The sequence below is a fragment of the Rummeliibacillus sp. SL167 genome, assembly GCF_007896505.1.
Classification (GTDB): domain Bacteria; phylum Bacillota; class Bacilli; order Bacillales_A; family Planococcaceae; genus Rummeliibacillus; species Rummeliibacillus suwonensis.
In genome coordinates, this window is record NZ_VCBM01000001.1 from 132696 (window position 1) to 153399 (window position 20704).

The 20704-nt window shown below is 36.6% G+C and carries 19 protein-coding genes; 14 read left to right on the top strand and 5 right to left on the bottom strand.

Features of this window, described 5'->3' with window-relative positions:
- Window positions 1-41 precede the first annotated feature (41 nt).
- The gene (gene trmB / locus FEZ13_RS00510) at window positions 42-695 is read left to right on the top strand and encodes a tRNA (guanosine(46)-N7)-methyltransferase TrmB (RefSeq protein WP_146551041.1); all 654 of its coding nucleotides are present in this window, start codon (window positions 42-44) and stop codon (window positions 693-695) included.
- A gap of 184 nt (window positions 696-879) precedes the next feature.
- Here the strand turns inward: trmB and FEZ13_RS19235 are convergent, their stop codons facing one another.
- Window positions 880-1056: a hypothetical protein gene (locus tag FEZ13_RS19235; protein ID WP_186725710.1), complete on the bottom strand. Its 177-nt coding sequence runs from the start codon at window positions 1054-1056 to the stop codon at window positions 880-882.
- A 225-nt stretch (window positions 1057-1281) separates the two neighbouring features.
- Here FEZ13_RS19235 and FEZ13_RS00515 point away from each other — a divergent pair, with 225 nt between their 5' ends.
- Window positions 1282-2148: a YtnP family quorum-quenching lactonase gene (locus FEZ13_RS00515; RefSeq protein ID WP_146551042.1), complete on the top strand. Its 867-nt coding sequence runs from the start codon at window positions 1282-1284 to the stop codon at window positions 2146-2148.
- Between the two features lie 205 nt (window positions 2149-2353).
- Here the strand turns inward: FEZ13_RS00515 and FEZ13_RS00520 are convergent, their stop codons facing one another.
- The gene (locus FEZ13_RS00520; RefSeq protein WP_146547980.1) at window positions 2354-2668 is read right to left on the bottom strand and encodes a hypothetical protein; all 315 of its coding nucleotides are present in this window, start codon (window positions 2666-2668) and stop codon (window positions 2354-2356) included.
- Between the two features lie 177 nt (window positions 2669-2845).
- Here FEZ13_RS00520 and FEZ13_RS00525 point away from each other — a divergent pair, with 177 nt between their 5' ends.
- The 10 genes from FEZ13_RS00525 (at window position 2846) to FEZ13_RS00570 (ending at window position 13867) form a co-directional block, all read left to right on the top strand.
- A complete protein-coding gene (locus FEZ13_RS00525) occupies window positions 2846-3919 on the top strand; it encodes a M42 family metallopeptidase (RefSeq protein ID WP_146551043.1) in 1074 nt (357 codons plus the stop codon).
- A 223-nt stretch (window positions 3920-4142) separates the two neighbouring features.
- Entirely contained in the window at window positions 4143-4691 is a 549-nt protein-coding gene (locus FEZ13_RS00530) for a DUF84 family protein (protein WP_146551044.1), read from the top strand.
- Between the two features lie 269 nt (window positions 4692-4960).
- Entirely contained in the window at window positions 4961-5482 is a 522-nt protein-coding gene (locus FEZ13_RS00535; RefSeq protein WP_146551045.1) for a hypothetical protein, read from the top strand.
- A 10-nt stretch (window positions 5483-5492) separates the two neighbouring features.
- Window positions 5493-5804, top strand: a complete 312-nt coding sequence (locus FEZ13_RS00540; protein ID WP_146551046.1) for a thioredoxin family protein — start codon at window positions 5493-5495, stop codon at window positions 5802-5804.
- A gap of 27 nt (window positions 5805-5831) precedes the next feature.
- The gene (locus FEZ13_RS00545) at window positions 5832-6647 is read left to right on the top strand and encodes a DUF1444 domain-containing protein (protein ID WP_146551047.1); all 816 of its coding nucleotides are present in this window, start codon (window positions 5832-5834) and stop codon (window positions 6645-6647) included.
- Window positions 6644-7252, top strand: coding sequence for a YtpR family tRNA-binding protein (gene ytpR / locus FEZ13_RS00550; RefSeq protein WP_146551048.1), 609 nt, complete (start codon window positions 6644-6646; stop codon window positions 7250-7252). The genes FEZ13_RS00545 and ytpR overlap by 4 nt, the downstream gene beginning before the upstream one ends.
- Before the next feature lie 349 nt (window positions 7253-7601).
- Window positions 7602-10865, top strand: coding sequence for a DNA translocase FtsK (locus FEZ13_RS00555; protein ID WP_255473030.1), 3264 nt, complete (start codon window positions 7602-7604; stop codon window positions 10863-10865).
- Between the two features lie 366 nt (window positions 10866-11231).
- Complete coding sequence (gene murC / locus FEZ13_RS00560) at window positions 11232-12530, top strand: UDP-N-acetylmuramate--L-alanine ligase (protein WP_146551049.1); 1299 nt, start codon at window positions 11232-11234, stop codon at window positions 12528-12530.
- A 280-nt stretch (window positions 12531-12810) separates the two neighbouring features.
- On the top strand, window positions 12811-13275 hold the full coding sequence (locus FEZ13_RS00565) for a DUF948 domain-containing protein (protein ID WP_146551050.1): 465 nt from the start codon (window positions 12811-12813) through the stop codon (window positions 13273-13275).
- A gap of 13 nt (window positions 13276-13288) precedes the next feature.
- Window positions 13289-13867: a YtxH domain-containing protein gene (locus tag FEZ13_RS00570; RefSeq protein ID WP_146551051.1), complete on the top strand. Its 579-nt coding sequence runs from the start codon at window positions 13289-13291 to the stop codon at window positions 13865-13867.
- 185 nt (window positions 13868-14052) lie between these two features.
- Here FEZ13_RS00570 and FEZ13_RS00575 read toward each other — a convergent pair whose 3' ends face one another.
- Window positions 14053-16209, bottom strand: coding sequence for a rod shape-determining protein (locus FEZ13_RS00575; RefSeq protein ID WP_146551052.1), 2157 nt, complete (start codon window positions 16207-16209; stop codon window positions 14053-14055).
- A gap of 383 nt (window positions 16210-16592) precedes the next feature.
- On the opposite strand from FEZ13_RS00575, the gene FEZ13_RS00580 reads away from it, so the two are divergent.
- Entirely contained in the window at window positions 16593-17678 is a 1086-nt protein-coding gene (locus FEZ13_RS00580) for a bifunctional 3-deoxy-7-phosphoheptulonate synthase/chorismate mutase (protein ID WP_146551053.1), read from the top strand.
- A 110-nt stretch (window positions 17679-17788) separates the two neighbouring features.
- Window positions 17789-18790: a catabolite control protein A gene (ccpA, locus tag FEZ13_RS00585; RefSeq protein WP_146547992.1), complete on the top strand. Its 1002-nt coding sequence runs from the start codon at window positions 17789-17791 to the stop codon at window positions 18788-18790.
- 89 nt (window positions 18791-18879) lie between these two features.
- Here ccpA and FEZ13_RS00590 read toward each other — a convergent pair whose 3' ends face one another.
- Complete coding sequence (locus FEZ13_RS00590) at window positions 18880-20067, bottom strand: acetoin utilization protein AcuC (protein WP_186725711.1); 1188 nt, start codon at window positions 20065-20067, stop codon at window positions 18880-18882.
- Complete coding sequence (locus FEZ13_RS00595; RefSeq protein ID WP_146551054.1) at window positions 20034-20684, bottom strand: acetoin utilization AcuB family protein; 651 nt, start codon at window positions 20682-20684, stop codon at window positions 20034-20036. The genes FEZ13_RS00590 and FEZ13_RS00595 overlap by 34 nt, the downstream gene beginning before the upstream one ends.
- Between the last annotated feature and the right edge of the window lie 20 nt (window positions 20685-20704).

Genomic DNA, 20704 nt, shown 5'->3' on the forward strand with positions numbered 1-20704 from the left:
AACATTGGATTAGATGAAAAAAATAGAAATGAGGAAATACATTGAGAGTTCGACATAAACCATGGGCAGCTGATTTTATTAAAGCACATCCAGAAATCATCATACCTGATCCAGAAAAATGTAAAGGAAATTGGAAAGAGTTGTTTGAAAATAATAATCCATTGCATATTGAAGTAGGTTCAGGTAAAGGGAAATTTATCACTGGTATGGCTTTGCAAAATCCAGAGATCAACTATCTTGGTATTGAATTATTTGATAGTGTCATCGTGAAAGCAGCTGAAAAAGTTATGGAGGCTGGTTCACCGAAGAATGTCCGTTTACTATTAGTAAATGGTGCAGAATTAGAAAAATATTTTGAAAAAAATGAAGTGAGTCGTATCTATTTGAACTTTTCTGATCCATGGCCGAAGACACGTCATGCAAAACGACGCTTAACGCATGAAAACTTCTTAAAATTATACGAAGCAGTGTTAGTAGATAATGGAGAAATACATTTCAAAACAGACAACCGCGGTTTGTTTGAATATTCTTTAGTGAGCATGTCACACTATGGCATGAAATTGAACTACGTGTCGCTTGATTTACATGCAGAAATGCCAGAAGATAATATCATGACGGAATATGAGGAAAAATTTTCTTCGAAGGGACAACCGATTTATCGTTTAGAAGCTCAGTTCCAAACAAAACAGTCATAAGCTTTGTACCATAAGAATTTTTTTGTACAAGTTGCTTCTGAAGAAAGCAAGAAAATTCAAATTATGTAATGTTTTACTTTAGAAAAGTCTTAAAAAGATAAATATGTCATTATAAAAAGCACAGAATGTTGTCAAAGCCGCATTCTGTGCTTTGTTTTGGGATACGTCTTTTTTAGACATAGGTTTATTTAATGTCATGGTCATACAGTGATTGGCGTAGTATTTCCTTTTCTAATTGCTGTAGCTGATTGCCTATGTCTTTTTGCAAATCTTTAGATAAATCTGTTTTCCTTTCTAAATTTTCGATAGATACCAGTAATTTTAAATATTTTTGACATGTTATTTCATGGTCATTGAACATCTTCATGGCTCTCCTCACTTAGTCATAAAGTTTTATTTCCCTTTTTATATATTTTTTATCATAAAATAGTAAAATTTGTAGATATAAATATCTAATCTATTACATTATAGAAAATGTTGTCTATTTATGGTATGGATAAGTACAAATTTTTTTAAACATGTTACAATTATGTGAAGCATCATCTATCCATTTTGATGCATAGATTTACACAAAGGGGGATTTAATGTGGACGCATTTCAGTTTCACGATATGAAGCTTACATGGCTGAATGGAGGAGTCACTCATTTAGATGGGGGAGCAATGTTTGGGGTAGTGCCAAAGCCGTTATGGTCACGAAAATATCCAGCGAATGATAGCAATCAAATTGAATTACGAACAGACCCAATTTTAATCCAATATCAAGGAAAAAATTTATTGATCGATTCAGGAATTGGAAATGAAAAATTTACCAATAAGCAACTGCGCAATTATGGGATAACTGAACAATCAAAAATTGTTGCGAGTCTAGGAGAACTAGGATTAACAACAAATGATATCGACTATATATTGATGACACATTTACATTTTGACCATGCATGTGGTTTGACAAAGTGGCAAGATGATCAACTGATCCCTGCATTTGCAAACGCTACCATTTTAGTTTCTCAAGTAGAATGGGATGAGATGCGTGATCCGAATATTCGTTCAGTAAATACGTACTGGGAGGCTAATTGGAAGTCAATCGTAAACCAAGTGAAAACCTTTGAGCAGCAATTAGAAGTGTTACCGGGTATCCTTATGGTTCATACTGGTGGTCATAGCGATGGGCATTGTATTATTCGTTTAACGCAAAAGGGAGAAACGATTATACACATGGCAGATATAATGCCAACTCATGCACATCAAAATCCATTATGGGTATTAGCTTACGATGATTATCCAATGACCTCTGTGTTTGCAAAACAAAAATTAGTGAAGGAAATCGTAGAAAATGGTTATTGGGTTAGCTTTTATCATGATGCCTACAAACGTCTTATCAAATGGGATGCAACTGGTAAAAATGTAATAGCAGAGCTACCACGTACAAGAGAATCTCATACAACCGCTAATTAATACGAGGGTAATAAAGTAAGGGTCGAAAGTTTCATATATGAAAAAGAAAGCACAAAATGCTGTTCAATCCGCATTTTGTGCTTTTGTGTTGAAGGTGGTGCGTATACTTTCCTTAGAAGGATCCACAGAAAAGCGAGCAATATGTAGCAGAAATCTATCATACCTATTGCAATAGATAAAATTCGATGATCAATCTATTATTATATTAAACTCTTACCAAGTCAACAATGGACCCTGTTTTTGCATCAGCTGCAAATTCAAAATTCACCGTTTCTCCTTCTTCTACTCGAGAAATACCACCCTTATACACTGGAATTTCGATATTTTCTTTATGAAATAATTGAGGCTCCATGAAAATCCATGATCCATCTATTGGTCCTTGAATTTTAAAGGCGTTTTTTATATTTTCTAAAACAGCATTGGCATTTTTATAGGGATTTACCTTTTCACTTACTTCTTTAATGACATATGCAGTAGCAATCCCTGTCGCAACGCCCAGTAAGAAATCCTGTAATTTCATTTAACATGCCTCCTTTGGGTATATGCCATTAGTTTAACATATACTATTCATCGTATGAAAATCGGAAGGATGCGGGATAATTTATGTAAAGAGCATTTCGATATTCGAAGTAAAGTGGTAGAATTTTATCTAAGCTTTGTCTACAATAGGAGTGAACGTTCTAAGGGAGGCTTTATCATGAATCAAGATATGCTAGAAATGTTTAAGACACTTACAGAATTACCAGGTGCTCCAGGAAATGAGCATGCAGTTCGTGCCTATATGCGTCAAGCATTATCAAAATATGCTGATGAAATTGTGCAAGACAATTTAGGTGGTGTTTTTGGTCTGAAGAAGGGCGATGAAAATGGTCCGAGAATTTTAGTCGCAGGTCATATGGATGAAGTAGCATTCATGGTCACTCAAATTACGGAAAATGGTATGATTCGTTTCCAAACGCTTGGCGGCTGGTGGAATCAAGTGATGCTTGCTCAGCGCATAGAAGTTTATACAAAGAATGGTCCTATTCCAGGTGTTATTTCTTCAGTTCCCAAACATTTACTAACACCCGAAATGCAATCAAAACCGATGGAGATTAACAATATGTTAATTGATATTGGTGCAGATGATAAAGAAGACGCGATTCGATTAGGCGTCCGACCAGGGCAATCGATTATTCCTGTTTGTCCATTTACACCAATGGCCAATCCAAAGAAAGTGATGGCGAAAGCATGGGATAATCGATATGGCTGTGGTTTAGCGATCGAATTGTTAAAAGAATTAAAAGATGAAAAATTACCAAATACCTTGTATTCAGGTGCTAATGTGATGGAAGAGGTTGGTTTAAGAGGGGCAAAAGTTTCTGCGAACATGATCAAACCAGATCTTTTCTTTGCACTAGATGCGAGCCCTGCGAACGATACTTCAGGTGATAAAAATCAATTTGGTCAACTCGGGAAAGGCCCGTTAGTTAGAATTTATGATCGTACAATGGTCACTCATAAGGGGATACGTGAATATGTGTTAGATACAGCTGAATCGAATCATATTCCCTATCAATATTTTGTCGCTCCAGGTGGTGGTACAGATGCTGGTAGTGTGCATTTATCAAATGAAGGTGTACCAAGTACAGTTATTGGTATTTGCGCACGTTACATTCATTCCCATGCATCGATTATTCATACAGATGATATCGATGCTGCGAAGGAATTACTTGTAAAATTAGTCAAAAATGCAGACCGTTCAACTCTAGAAACGATTCGCAAAAGCTGAGCATGCTCATGAGTGCTACAGGTTCGAATCAAAACCATTTTTTAACAGTTGATCGAGAAGATGAAGCGACACGAGAAACTGGCATTTAGAAGCTAGCTAAAATGAAAAGCTGAACATGTTCAATCCGAAACAGTTAGCTAGATAGAGACAACTAAAATTTGGTATAGTAAAGGAGATTTCCATCGGGAATCTCCTTTAATCTTGATAGTTAGGAAGTGTCATGATGAAAGTAGGAATAGGTACGACAAACAAAGCCAAAGTAAGTGCAGTACTTTCCGTAGTGACGAAACATTTTCATGATATTTTAACATTTGAACATATTTCAGTAGATTCAGGTGTTTCTGCACAACCAATGTCAACGGAGGAAACTAGAACGGGTGCTATAAATCGTGCAAGAAAGGCATTGGAGGAGACGAATGCCACCATTGCCTTTGGTTTAGAAGGCGGTGTCACAATGATTGACGACATCATGTATTTATGCAATTGGGGTGCATTGGCTATAGAAAATGGGCAATTGTTTACGGCTGCAGGTGCTCAAATTCCGTTGCCAGATGAAATAGCAGAGCAAATAGCTGCGGGGCGAGAGTTAGGACCTGTAATGGATGACTTTGTTCATCAATCAGATACTCATCAAAATGCGGGAGCTATTGGTATTTTAACGGATGGTATGCTGGATCGAAAAGAAATGTTTGAACATATTTTGCAACAATTGGTAGGTCAATATTTTTTTTATCCCGCTTTAACGGGCAGTAAGACCCCATCTCAAAATTGAGAGAGAAACGAAAAATATAGATGGGGGATCAACTGCCCGTAAAAGTCCGATTGGTTCGGACGGGCAGGATGTTGGTCACTCAGGTGTTGCCACAGGACGTGGCGCTTTTAACCTGAGTTCCTCTATTTCAGTGGGGGGAAGAAAACCCCACTGATGGAGTTTCACTTTATCAAAAATATGCGAAATAGGTAGAAAAGACACGATAGTTGCATAGGTGTCGCATGACTTTTACAATAAAGGTAGTCCAAGTACGAATGGAGGAATTACATATGTTCCGTCAATGTACCAAGCTATTCGTCCCAGCGTTACTTATATTGAATATGGCAGCATGTGGCAATTCGGTAGATTCTCAAATATCAGAAGGGCTTTCAGATGCCGACACAATTTTCAATGCAAAACCAGAGAGTAGTACGGCATCAACTGAACATTTGCAATTTTATCTACCTAAAGGCTATCAAGTGAAAAATTCTTCTGATGAGACTAATGTGATTTTATCAAAGGGCAAGCAAACATACGCCATATTTTTTAATCCAAATGAATCCAAGAAGAGTCAACACTTTTATAAAGCGCTACAGAAAAGCGAAAAAGAAGAGATCGTTAAAGAGCAAACATATAAAAAAGATAATCGTTTTGGCTTTGCAACTGTATTAAAGAAAGACCAAGAAAATTATGAAGTCATTGCAAGCACAGGTGGAGTGAAAGTTACGGGTTTAGTAAAAACAGAAGAGGTCAATGATACTATATCTGAATTAATGACGATTGCCCATTCCGTACAATTGAAAAACAAGTGAGGCTATGAAAATGGAAAAATTACAATCAGTAGAACAATATCATTCTTTAAAAGAACAGGGTAAACACGTTTTTGTATTTGAAGCAGGATGGTGCAAAGACTGTCGCTTTATTGAACCCTTTATGCCAACGGTTGAGGAAAAATTTAATGATTTTACATTTGTTTCTGTGGATCGAGATGAATTCATCGATTTATGTGGAGAACTAAATGTATATGGTATTCCTAGTTTTATCGCATACAATAACGGTGACGAAACAGGACGCTTTGTCTCAAAAGACCGCAAAACTCAAGAAGAGATTGAAAAATTTTTACAACAACAATAAGCTATTTTGGATGAGGTGAGTAACTAGGTGACGGCACAAGATTTAGTCAAAAAATTAAAAGAGCGTCTAGGTGAAGCTCACTTTGAATGGAAACTAGATTTAAAAACAAACAAATTAAGATTAGAGCATCGTGAGCTATGCAAGGGAATGGATTTGTTGTTAGGCGATGTTTTAACAAAATATGATATACGTAAAGAAAAAGCGATTGATGAAGTTGTTTACACGATTGAGCAAACTTTTGAAGCGATGAAGAAAGAAAAGGAGCAAGGCTTTGAAGAGCTTACAAATATTTATCCTGTGATTCGTTCAGGCTCTTTTCCTAAAAAATCAAAAGAAGGTCACGCTTTTATCACAACAGAACATACTGCTGAAACAAGGATTTACTATGCGCTAGATCTTGGAAATACGTATCGCTTAATCGATGAAGAGATGGTCCAAAAATTACAAGTCCCCGTGGAACAAATCAAAGAATCTGCACGCTTTCAAATACGTAAATTGCCGACAAATGTTAAACAGGATGAAGTGGCTGGCAATATCTTTTATTTTCTAAATGAAAATGATGGGTATGACGCAAGCCGTATTTTAAATGACGCCTTTTTAAAAGAAATGCGTGGTAAAATTGAAGGCGACATGACGGTTTCAGTGCCTCATCAAGATGTGTTGATTATCGGTGATATTCGCAATAATACAGGATATGATGTTTTAGCCCAAATGACCATGCATTTCTTTACAGTAGGAGCAGTTCCTATTACATCATTGTCCTTTATCTACGAAGAGGGCCACTTAGAGCCGATTTTTATCCTAGCCAAAAACAGAGTAAAAAAGGAGCAAGAAAGAAAATGATCGTATCGTATAACAAAGCACATGTAGGTGACGTATTATTAGTTCAGTTGACGACAGAAGCGATTGTCAAAACGGAATTAGAAAAACACGGAGATTTAGTATTATTAAAAGAAGCAGCAACTAGCGAAGTAAAAGGGTTTAATCTTTTTAATGCTAGTAATTATTTGACAATAGAAGAAGTCGGCAATATAGAAGTGACGAAGGAACTTGTTGCACAATTAGAAGAGGCTATCGCAAAAAATGGAGTTGCACTCAGTCTTGATGTAGACTTATCTCCTAAATTTGTAGTAGGCCATGTGAAAGAAGTGGGGGAACATCCAAATGCTGACAAACTACATATTTGTCAAGTAGATGTTGGCGAAGACGAACCATTACAGATTGTATGTGGTGCTCCAAATGTCGCAGAAGGACAACATGTAGTCGTTGCTAAAATCGGGGCAGTAATGCCTTCTGGTATGGTCATTAAAGAATCTGCGTTGCGAGGTGTGGATTCTTATGGCATGATGTGCTCTGCGCGCGAATTAGCTATTCCAAATGCGCCACAAGTAAGAGGCATCATGATTTTAGATAACGACACAGAAGTCGGCTCAGCATTCAAATTTTAACTAATACTATTTATGGAGTCTTTATCAAATATGTACTTGCTTAAATAAGCATATGCATAGCAGACCGTAGCGGAAATCAGCGAATCAACTATGTTTGTGGATAATTTGGTGTTGCCCTAAAAATGAAAATAACAAACAGCAAAGTGTCTTTCTCAAAAAGGGTAAGACACTTTTTTCCATTTTAATAAAGAGCATGAGGGGATCATTCGTATATTTTAAAACGACTCTATGAATAATATCCTAGTAAAAAAATAAGGATATATGATGGAATCATTTTAAACGCGTTGCATGAATGCATTTATTATTGATAAAATGAAGGCAATGATTTAGAAAAGAGTGGTGCAAATATATGAGCTGGTTTAAAAAAATCGTCTCTCGCATTCTAGGTGATGAAATAGAAGAACCATCAGCTAAGAAAAATATGAATAACAATGATAATAATGAAGAACAATATAAATCATTCGAACAATTTGAAAATGATTATGAATACGAAGAAACTAAATATGAGGATGAATATATTCAACAGCAGCAAAGAAAACAGGCACGGAGCGTTGAACCAAATTTTATCAAAAAAAGAGAGTCTTTTAAATTCCCTTTGATTCCAGATGAAAATGAGCAATATGGGGATGAAACAGGGTTTACGAAGTCAACTAGCAAGCAACGAGCTCAGCAAGAAAATATGACTTTTCCTGATTGGTTGTCACCGAATAAATCCGTAAGTCCTGTTCGGAAAGAAACGTCCAATCAGGTACAACATGAGCGTTCCTATCAAGCAGCACAACATATGGATCAGCGACCAGAAATGTATTCGCCTTTTGCGCGTGAACCTCGTGGATTAAAGGGAGTCGTTGAAAAAACAAGTAGGGAAAATTATAATCCATTTAATCCTAATGGGACAAAAAGCTTGAATCCCTCCAAAAAATACACACCACAACAAAATAGGGTGGAAAAGAAAGCTGTTAGTGAACCTGTAAAACCTTCATACGTACCTAAAAAGAAAAAATTTGTACCAACAGAAGTACCATCGCCCATTTATGGTTTTCAAAAGCCACCAAAGCGTGGTCGAAGCATATATGATTTGTTAGATGAGAAACAAAAAGAAAAAGAGCAAAGTAGTGGTAAAGTGGATGTACAGAATGAAATAGCTGCCACAACTGTAAAGGCATCCTCTAATCAAAAAAACACAGAGAGTATTTCATCAGCAATGGTTGACGAAACTTATGGCAATGAAGCGACAATAGCTAACGAAAATGCAGTGGAACTAAAAAATAGCGAAAAACACTTTTATGAAAAGGATCAGAACAAAGTAACAAAAACCGAAGAACAAGAAGGACAGGTTCAAAATGTAGTAAATGAACATATAGTTGTAGAAAAGGAACAAAACACATCCCCAGTAAAAGAGGAATCCATAGAGGGCGCAGAACTTCTATTAAACAAAGAAGAAACGAATATTGGTGAAAAAGTAGAAATAGAGGAAACAATTTTAAAATCAGATGAAACAACTATTGAAACAGAGCCTATGCGACCATTTAAAGAAGCGGTCGATATCGAAGAAACTGATTACTCAAATGATTCATCAGAAACGATTAGGTCAATCGCAGAAGCTGATCCTAAGGTAAGCGAAACGATGAAGGTTGAAACAATAGAAATAGAGAAAGCTTTAGATCCAGAAGAAGTGACAAGAGCAGAGCCTGAAGTGTCTATAAACGGTGGAATACCTGATAAAGAAATTAAAACTACGGAGGTTTTTACTCAATTAGAGGATGAGGAGATATCTAAAGAAGAAATAGCTCAAAGCCAACCATCTGAAGTGGGAAACTTCGAAAATCGAAAATCGGGTAGTCAAATTCCGTTTAATGTTGTCATGTTAAAATCGGATAAGAAAAAAATAGAACAATCCATTATGCAGACAACTCCATTATCTCGCGCAAAAAACTGGAGTGAATCTGATTCAAAATCTGTTCGTAGTGAGTCTAAATCACCTAAGGATGTAATGTCGAAAGAAGAGTATAAGGAGCTTGCTGAACAAGATAAAATGAAAGTTGAAGGGGTTAATGGTGAATCATCGGCAACTGCGGTTAAAATATCAGTTCCACTAAAACAAGAGGAACAAGAAAAAACAGCGTCTATTCAAGATACTTCTGAGCATCAAAGAAATATGATAGTAGAACAGGAACCGTCAACCGTAAATGATCATCTTGAAACAGCACTTTCTTATTTGGAACCACCAGAAGAGCAAACAGAGGATTTTGAATGGATGGATACACAAGGCATGAAGTTGATCGAGGCATTGTCTTATTTTCAAATTGAAGGAGAAATTGTACAGATCGTTCAAGGTCCTGCCGTAACACAATTTGAAATTACAGTAGGTCATGGAGTAAAAGTAAGTAAAATACGGAACTTAGCGGATGACTTAAAACTTGCACTAGCAGCAAAGGATATACGTATCCAAGCACCAATACCAGGGAAAAGTTCAATTGGCATCGAAATCCCAAATCGCAAATCGCGACCTGTTAGACTTTCAGAAGTGGTGACCCACGAATCCTTTGTTGATTCTAAATCGCCTCTTGAAGCGGCATTGGGATTAGATTTAACGGGGGAACCTGTTACTATTGATTTACGAAAAATGCCACATGGAATGATCGCTGGGGCTACTGGTTCGGGAAAATCCGTGTGTATAAACTCACTTTTAATCAGTTTACTCTTGAAAGCTAGTCCGCAAGATGTAAAATTGATGTTAATCGATCCAAAGATGGTGGAACTTGCACCTTTCAATCATATTCCACATCTAGTTAGTCCAGTTATTACAGACGTCAAGGCTGCTACTGCCGCGCTCAAATGGGCAGTAGATGAAATGGATCGCCGTTATCAACTATTTGCTCATGTTGGTGTACGTGATATTACAAGATATAACAAAATGGTTGAAAAAGAGCGCAAATATTCATTGAAAATGCCTTATCTCGTGATTGTTATTGATGAATTAGCCGATTTAATGATGATGTCTCCACAAGAGGTGGAGGAATCGATTTGTCGAATAGCGCAAAAAGCACGTGCTTGTGGTATTCATCTTGTATTAGCAACACAAAGGCCCTCAGTGGATGTTATCACTGGTTTGATTAAATCGAATATTCCAACACGAATTGCATTCTCTGTATCTTCCCATGTGGATTCTCGTACAATATTAGATTGTCAAGGAGCTGAAAGATTATTAGGGAGAGGAGATATGCTTTACCTTGGTAATGGCATGTCTGCACCAGTGCGAGTACAAGGTACATATGTTACGGATGAAGAGATTGAAGCTGTAACGAATTTTGTCCGTACACTTGGTGAGCCTGATTATCTATTCGAACAAGATGAATTATTAAAAAAAGTCGATTCTATTGATGAACAAGATGAACTTTTTGAAGAAGCTTGTCGCTATATTTGCAGTGAAGGATCTGTTTCAGCATCCTCATTACAGAGAAAATATCGTATTGGCTATAATCGTGCAGCTAGGCTAGTAGATATGATGGAAGCACAAGGTTTTATCTCAGAATCTAAGGGAACAAAACCGAGAGATGTTTTTTTAACAGAGCATGATATAGAGGAAATATTCGGTACACATAATGCATAAATTTTATGTGTTTTAACATATTTTTTCTATTTTAAGTCGAAAATAATAAGGAATTGGTGATTAGTTTAGAACTGTGGTAAATCGTGCTATAATGAAAGATGTTTTAATTGACGATTACAAAAATAGGACTTACTAAATTAGTAAGTATGAAAAAAGCGAAAGTAAATGAAAGAGCTAGTGTCATAGAACTATTTACGGATCAATTGTTCAGTAATAGAGTCTACTGGCAACTTAAAACTTGAAGAACAAGAGGGTTTGCTTGATGAAGTATGCTTAGCATTATCCATCAAGAAGTCACCGTCTTTACGGGACAGTTCATAGATTTGATTATTCAAGGGTAAGGAAACTTTCCCAGGAGGTTTCAACATGACAGTTTATCATTTTACAGGAATTAAAGGTTCAGGAATGAGTTCGCTTGCTCAAATTTTGTTTGATTCAGGGGAACAAGTACAGGGATCAGATATAGAAACATATTTTTTCACTGAAGAACCACTTAGAAAACGAAATATTACAATTTTGCCATTTAACGCGGATAATATTAAACCCGGGATGACTGTAATTGCAGGCAATGCTTTTCCTGATAGCCATCCAGAAATCGTCCGTGCTAAAGAAATAGGCGTAGAAGTTATTCGATATCACAAATTCTTAGGAAGTTACCTAGAAAACTTTACATCCATTGCTATTACAGGAGCACATGGTAAAACTTCAACAACTGGGTTAATGGCGCATGTATTAGAAGGAGCGCATCCTACATCCTATTTAATCGGTGATGGCACAGGTGGTGGCACAAAGAACGCACAAAATTTCGTAATGGAAGCTTGTGAATATCGCCGCCATTTCCTAGCGTATCATCCGGATTATGCAGTTATGACGAATATTGATTTTGATCATCCAGATTATTATAAAGACGCTGAGGACGTATTTGATGCATTCCAAACATTGGCTCTTCAAGTAAAGAGAGCGATTGTGGCATGTGGGGATGACGAATATTTACAAAAGATTAAAGCAAATGTTCCGGTTGTATATTATGGTTTCGGTTCAGAGAATGATTTTGAAGCTCGTAATGTAGAAAAAACAACAGAAGGTACTTCCTTCGAAGTGTATGTTCGAAATGAATTTTATAGTAAATTCTTTATCCCAATGTTCGGAGACCATAATGTGTTAAATACATTGGCTGTTATTTCGCTTTGTCATTATGAAGGTCTGCCAACAGAACTAATTCAAGAGCGCCTTCATACTTATCATGGTGTCAAACGCAGATTTACTGAAACAGATATTGGTGAACGTACATTAATCGATGATTATGCACATCATCCAACTGAAATAAGTGCAACGATTCAAGCTGCACGTCAAAAATTTCCAGAACGTGAACTTGTGGCTATTTTTCAACCACATACATTTACACGTACACAAGCATTTCTACAAAACTTTGCCAATAGTTTAAAGCAAGCGGACAGTGTTTATCTATGCAATATTTTTGGCTCTGCCCGTGAAAAATCTGGTGCACTATCTATTCAAGATCTAGCTAATCTAGTGGAAGGTAGCAAAATATTAACAATGGATAGCGTATCAGATTTGCTAGCGCACAGGGATTCAGTCTTCTTATTTATGGGTGCGGGAGATATTCATAAGTTCCAAGAGGCTTTTGAAAATCTGCTCAAATAAAACTAGAGAATTTAATATTTATAAGGAGAAGTTGTCGAAAACATCAGGAACGTTTTCGACAATTTTTTTAATATGGAATAACAGTCTTATATGAACGATATAATGCTAAATAATGACGATCTTCCATAATCCACTAGAAGAAAAGAGATTTCGTATTTTTTCGTACAATATTTTACTGGCAGGATATAGAAAGAATTTGTAGAATATAATTAAGTAAGTGATGTTTAAATACACTTATTTTGTGGAAAAATCCGTATATAGAGAATGGAGGTATTTAAAAATGATTGTTATTCTATACATTGCTGCATTAGTAGCTGCCATTGGTTTCCTTGTGTTGTGTATTAGTTTAGCTATGACATTAAATTCGTTGAAAAAAACGATGAATAATGTCGCCAGTACAATGGCTGGCATTGAAGGACAAATGGAAGGGATTACAAGAGAATCTACAAGTCTATTAGAAAAAACCAATGGGCTTGCTGAAGATATTCAGGAAAAATCTCAACAATTGAATTCAGTAGTGACTGCTGCTAAGGGATTTGCAGATTCTGTTAGTAACTTAAGCGATTCTGTAAAACATGTTACTTCATCCATTAATACGAATGTCGTGAAAAACAGCGACCAAATTGCCAAAGTGATTCAATGGAGTAATGCCTTTATGGGAATTCGTGATAAGATGAAAGATCAAAAAGATTCTCAGGTAGAAACGATTTATGAAGATGTACCAAGGAAAAGAAAACGTAAATAAGAGGGGGATTTATATGGTAGAACAGAAACCGAACTATAGTGAAGTAAGAAATGTAGGTTATGAGGAAAACGGTCAAACACTTTTACCGCAGACATATGAAAGACGTGCTGAATCTTTATATTCAAATGATAATGGCAATGTGAATATCAAAGACTTTATCATTGGCGCCTTTGTTGGCGGTGTAGTTGGGGCAGCTACAGCATTGTTCTTAGCTCCTAAAGCAGGAAAAGAGTTGCGTAATGATGTGGCGATTCAAGCTAGTCAGTTTAAAGAAAAAAGTGCTGAATTGACATCAACTGCAAAAGAAAAAACAGTGGAACTATCCAAGAAGGTCCAAGCACAATCAGGTCAATTGGTTGATAAAGTAAAATCTTTTAAATCTACTGCAACACCTCCACTTGATGATGGTACGGTTTCCTACGAAGGAGAAGAACCCTTAGATATTATGGAAACAATGGAAAAGACAATTGCTGAATTTGAAGCTGAAGACAAAGAGCATACAGCTGTAAGTGCAGCGATCGAGGAAGCCCTATCAGATACAGATGAAAAAGAAACCAACGAAAAAGAAACCGACGAAAAAGAAACAAAATAGGATAGAAAAAATCTGTCCCAAAAGAAAAATAGTATGTTAGGAGTAATCCTAGCATGCTATTTTTTATCTGAAGTATAAATTGATCATACAATGACAGATCAAAATCCATATAGAATATAGAGGATTTTGATCATTGAAGATAAGTATGGGGAATGATTGGGTGCCTATTTTTTTAATAGTCTTTTTTAAGGGGTTACGCTTGTTGGCACAAGGTGAATCGTAAGTTGATCTCCACCAAAAATTTCTGCATCAAAATGCGAAGGTTCACCATTTCTTAATATCTTGAAGGTTCCCTTAAAATTAGTAGGTATTTGCCAATTAGAAAATAGGAAAACATCTTGATAGATAAAATTAGATGCTTCCATTGCGGAAAATTCTATGTTGTCTCCACTATGAATAACAGCAGTGTCATTTACTGATTGTCCATTTACGAATATACGATAGCATGGTTTTTTTAACTCTAACTGTTCATTTTGGAATGATACAAGGATACGATTTTCTAATAACATATTGAAATGTTCAGCAATAGCATGGATGGTTGGATGTTTTGCTTCTTGAATATTTATATGATCTCCATTTTTTACTTGAAAGTATAATTTAGTAGGTTGATCATTCACAAGAATCTTATGACTGAATTCTGGTAATTCTATTGTTACGCCATTTTTTATAATGAAAAATGGTTTAAGTTGGCTCAATATATTTTCTTTTCCGGTCCATTTTAAAATCTGCTCAACGGTTTGTGCTGTTTCCATTGTTAAAACATCCCCATCTTTAAGGGGAACAGTTAGTTCTGTTAGCTGTCCATTTAATCTTATTTTAGGTTCAATGATAAAAGGTTCATCATTAATATATATGGTATATTTTCCCTCAGATTCAATCATATCTTGAACCGTTGCTTTTGCCGGCTCACCATCAGCACCTTCAACAAGTTCAATTACATCCCCATTTTGTATAGGATGCTTTGTGGATACTTTTTCTCCATTTACGAATATTTCTGTAGGTTTTCCATGACCGCCCGGTACGAAGATGTCTTGTCCATTGACCGTTATACTGATAGCTAATCCAGGTTTCCCGTACAAACGATTAACATTTACGTTTGCTGCTAGTAGAGCATCGGCAACGGTCATTTCTTTTAGCTCAAATAGTCGAATGATCTGCTGATTTACCTGCACAGACATGTATTTAATCGGAGAAATTTTCGCTGCAATAGCAATTCCGATTGGTGTGACAAGTTCGGGTGAAATCGGAATATGATCTTCGTGTGTAAGCTTTTGAATAGCGTCAATTCCTCTTACTGCGGCACGGTTTTTCGGGATTTCAAGAGTTTTACATAACTCATCAGTGATGTCAGGTGTTAAACTTCCACCACCAACAAGTAAAACTGCTTTTGGAGCGACATGACTATTAAGCTGGAGAATTTCATTTCCTATTGCCTTTGCTAAGGAAGATACAGCAGGTCTTAAAACATCCATAACTTCATCTTTGGTGTATACTTGTTCAAAACCTAAAATATCTGCAATAGCGATTTCATCGTATTGGGACATATCACGTTTTACTTTTTCTGCAACGGGAAAATCCAATAGATAATGATCACATAAAGCCTCAGTGATTTCATCGCCTGCTGTTGGGACCATTCCATATGCAACAACTGTGCCTGCATTTGTAATCGCAATATCAGAAGTGCCGGCACCGATATCAACGAGAGCGATATTTAAACGACGCATGGTGGAAGGAATTAAAGCATTGATGGCTGCAATAGGCTCTAAAGTTAATCCTGCCATTTCTAAACCAGCACGTTTTAACGCGGCTAGAAGGGATTCTACAACAACTCTTGGGAGGAATGTAGCAATTACCTCTACTTCTGCCTCTTCGCCTTGTTGATCCATCAAACTGCCGATTTCTTCACCGTCTAACCGATAGTATAAAACTGAGTAACCAACACAATAATAATGACTACTGTGACTTTTCTCTTTATGATCCAGTAATTGTCGTTGTGCTTTTTGAACGGCTGCCAATTCTAACCGATTGATATCATCTTCTGTCATTACAGGTCGATTTTTGATATCTAATGTGGCAGCAGCTTTTTCGGTTTTCAAGGCTCTTCCGGCTGCCGCTACACTAACTGAATGAAGTGGACCATGTTTTTCTTCCAGTTGATCTTTAATATGCTGAATAACGGATGCAACATGTATCACATTATGTATTTGACCATCAACCATTGCACGTTCTTTATGTTCTTCTGCAATTAAATCTACTACATGAAATTTTTCATCGTGCTCCTCTAAAATAATACCAACGACAGATCGAGTACCAATATCTAATGCAAAAAGTTTTGAAGCCACATTTACACAACCTTTCTAATAAAGTAAAATATTCTAACTTTACTCGCACTAATAAGCAATAAACCCTTCGCTTCAAGCCACAAGTAAACGTTCATGAGCGAGTGTGCTTAACTTGTATATGAAAAAGTTTTTACACAGAAACAAGCAGAGGATATACATTGGAAATCCACTGCTAGTAAAAGCTCGATTGGTTCAACAAACACCCAGTGGAGGGTGGAGAAAACCCTTCTTTAGATGAAGATTTGCTTTATTGCGTTGAAGCGTTAAAGAAAATACGTGACATTCTCGTGTGAATTGATTATAATGTTCCTAATATCATAAAATGTATCATAGTTTTCAGACTTCTGAAAGTACCTGATACGAGGAAGAGAGGAGAAACGGCAATGAGTCATCAAAATTTGGATCACCTACGCGAACGCGTTGATGAATTAAACCTTGAAATTCTACGTTTAATCAATGAACGTGCTGGTGTTGTAGAAGAAATTGGGAAGATAAAAGAGAAACAAGGTGTCAACCGTTATGATCCTCTTCGTGAGCGACATATGTTGAATCTATTGAAAGAGCATCATCAAGGTCCATTAAGTCAAGGTACAGTTGAGCACATTTTTAAAGAAATTTTTAAATCAGCATTAAAATTACAAGAAACAAATCAGAAAAAAGAGTTGCTAGTATCACGTAAACGCAAACCAGAAGATACAATCGTTACAGTAAATAAAGAACCTATCGGAAAGGGAAGTCCGACATTTGTATTTGGTCCATGTGCTGTTGAGTCTTATGAACAAACAGCAGCAGTTGCATCATCTATTCATGACAAAGGCTTAAAATTAATGCGTGGAGGTGCATACAAACCACGTACATCACCATATGATTTCCAAGGCCTTGGTGTTGAAGGTTTGAAAATATTAAAAGAAGTTGGTCAAAAATATGGTTTAGGTATTGTTAGTGAAATTGTTACACCTGCTCATTTGGAAGAAGCGTTAGATTACATTGATGTTATCCAAATCGGTGCTAGAAATATGCAGAACTTCGAGCTACTAAAAGCAGCTGGTTCCGTTAACAAACCTGTGTTATTAAAACGTGGTATTGCAGCAACAATTGATGAATTTATCAATGCAGCTGAATACATTATCTCTAAAGGTAATGATCAAATTATTCTATGTGAGCGCGGTATTCGTACTTATGAAAGAGCAACGCGAAATACACTAGATATATCAGCTGTTCCAATTTTAAAACAAGAAACGCATTTACCTGTATTTGTGGATGTGACGCATTCAACTGGCCGACGTGATTTGCTTTTACCATGTGCGAAGGCTGCAATTGCAATTGGGGCTGATGGTGTTATGGCGGAAGTTCATCCAGATCCAGCAGTTGCATTATCAGATTCTCAACAACAAATGAGCATTCCACAATTTGATGATTTCTACGATCAAATTCAAAATTTCATGAAAAATTACCAAGTTCAATCATAATTGAATGCCAGTGGCGATTCGAGTTACGAGAATCGTCACTTTTATTTTCTTGAAAATCGCTTCCAATTTATCGTATCATTGAAACATGATATGAAAAGGGGTGGCATTAAGTGACCGTAACAATTTATGATGTTGCACGAGAGGCAAATGTTTCAATGGCAACAGTTTCTCGTGTTGTAAATGGAAATCCAAACGTTAAACCTACCACAAGAAAAAAAGTACTCGATGTTATTGCACGTTTAGAGTATAGACCTAATGCGGTTGCTCGAGGCTTAGCAAGTAAAAAAACAACAACAGTAGGTGTTATTATTCCGGATATTTCGAATATCTTCTATGCAGAATTAGCTCGTGGTATTGAAGATATTGCGACGATGTATCGCTATAATATTATCCTTTCTAACTCTGATCAACGAGTAGAAAAAGAATTACAGCTATTAGACAATATGTACGGCAAGCAAGTCGATGGCATTGTTTTAATGAGCGATCAAGTGAATGATGAATTATTAAAGAAAATGAGCCATTCACCGGTACCAATCGTATTAGCTGGCTCTATCGACGAAACGAAGCAGGTTTCTTCTGTCAATATTGACTATTTGCAGGCTGCATATGAGGCAGTTCAACGTTTTATCGATAATGGGCATAAACGTATTGCCTATGTGTCAGGTCCATTTACATCAACGATTAACAGAATGTATAAATTTGAAGGCTATAAAAAAGCCTTAGAAGAAGCAGGCATCCCATTAGATGAAAGTTTAGTTATGGCTACTGAGGATTCGTATGATAGTGGATTAGAGGATTTTAATACTTTAAATCAACTACAAGATCCACCAACTGCATTTTTCGCAGGTAGCGATGAATTAGCAATTGGAATTATCCATGGTGCACAAGATTTAGGTAAAAAAGTTCCGGATGATTACGAAGTTATTAGCTTTGAAAATTCAAAACTGGCCCGTATGGTACGTCCACAACTAACAAGTGTCGTCTTACCACTTTATGATATCGGTGCTGTATCGATGAGACTGCTGACTAAAATTATGAGTAAAGAAGATGTTGAAGAACGTCAAGTCATTTTACCATATCGTTTAGAAATACGAAATTCAACACAAAATTAGAGCGATGTTTATTAATAGTTGAAAATGCCAAAAGCACGAATGCTGTTTAATCAGTATTCGTGCTTTTGGCTATGTGAATGAGTTTCACTTTAAGATTTGTCATGATGAAGAGTATATAGTGCTTTTTCGAGCATTTGAGCATTTCTTTCTGTGATTTCTGCTTTACGTGGTATAGGATCATAAAGGTTTTCTGGATCCATCCAGGTAGAGATCAATGGTACAGGAGATTCTTTTTGCCATTTATCAAGCCATGCTTGAGGAAGTTTGCCAGCTGGTGTAGGCTGATCAGTCATTTCTGTCCATATCAGTGACCATGCTCGTGGCACAACTCTCCATATGTCATAACCACCACCGCCCACTGCAATCCATTTGCCATTGCAAAATTCATGAGCAAGTTCATGAGCAAGCTTTGGAATTTCTTTATAAATATTCATGGTTCCATATAAGTGGGTTAAAGGATCAAAGTAATGGGCATCGGCACCATTTTGAGAAAGAATGACGTCAGGTTTGAAGTAAGTAGTGATTTCCCGAAGTGCTGTTTTATATACATCTAGGAAAGAGTCATCTTCTGTAAAGGCATCAATTGGAAAATTAAAGGCCGTTCCATAACCTTGCCCGCTCCCTCTTTCTGTTACTGCCCCTGTACCTGGAAATAGATAACGTCCTGTTTCATGAATCGATAGGGTACAAACATTTGGATCATCATAAAAACTCCATTGAACGCCATCACCATGATGGGCATCTGTATCGATATATAAGACACGTGCATGATATTTTTTCTGCATATATTTGATGGCAACCGTACTGTCATTATATATACAAAATCCTGAAGCACGACCTTTGAAACCATGGTGTAGACCGCCTCCAAGATTTAATGCATGCTGAGATTTTTCTTGCATGACGTAGTCGCATGCCGTGAGTGTACCTCCCACAATTTTTGCACTTGCTTCATGCATCTTTGGAAAAATAGGAGTGTCTTCTGTTCCAATGCCAAAAGGTTCTCCTTGCTTTTCTGTAAGATGACCATGACCAGCCATTTTAACCGCATTTATGTAGCGAATATCGTGTCCAAGAAGAAGTTCTTCATCTGTTGCGGTGCGCAGAGTTACAATATCTTTTGGATCAAGTACACTTATGCTAGTCAGAAGGTCAACTGTTAGTTCTAATCGCTTTTGATTAAATGGGTGTGTGTCAGAGAATTTATAGTCTAATTGTTCGGGTGAATAAACAAAAACCGCCTTTTTTATAGACGATTGATGCCCGGCATATTTGGCCATAGCACATCAAATCCTTCCTTGCGTAGATCATCAATAATGGCTAATGGATTCATGATTTTCACGCGAATTGATAAAATCTTTTGTTCTTCGTGTTCAGCGTCAGAATATACTAGTACACTCAAGATACTTGCATGATGGTTCGCGAAAATCTTAGTTACGTCATGAAGAATCCCGACTCGATCACTAACACGAATTTCAATTTGAGAACTTGGCTTTGTGGCACCTGTTATTTCAATATATGTGTAAAGTAAATCGCTGCCAGTAACAATCCCCACTAATTTTCCACCACTTACGATGGGTAAGCAACCTATTCGCTGTTCATAAAAAATTAATGCCACTTCTTCTACAAAATCAAGTGGATGACCCACCATTGGGTCAGGGATCATTATTTTATCTAAGGTCTGTTCGTATATATTGTCGTCTTTTACTTTTAAAAGAGGGGAAGGGAGTGCATTTTTTAAATCTCTTTCAGTGATTAATCCGACTAAATGATGATCATCATTAATAATTGGTAAATGGCGAATTTTTTTGGCTTTCATAATTGTAGAGGCATCTTTAATGGTATTCGATGGTTTCAATGTAATAATATCCGTTTTCATGATTTCTTCGATCAGCATCATATCCACCCCTTCATAAA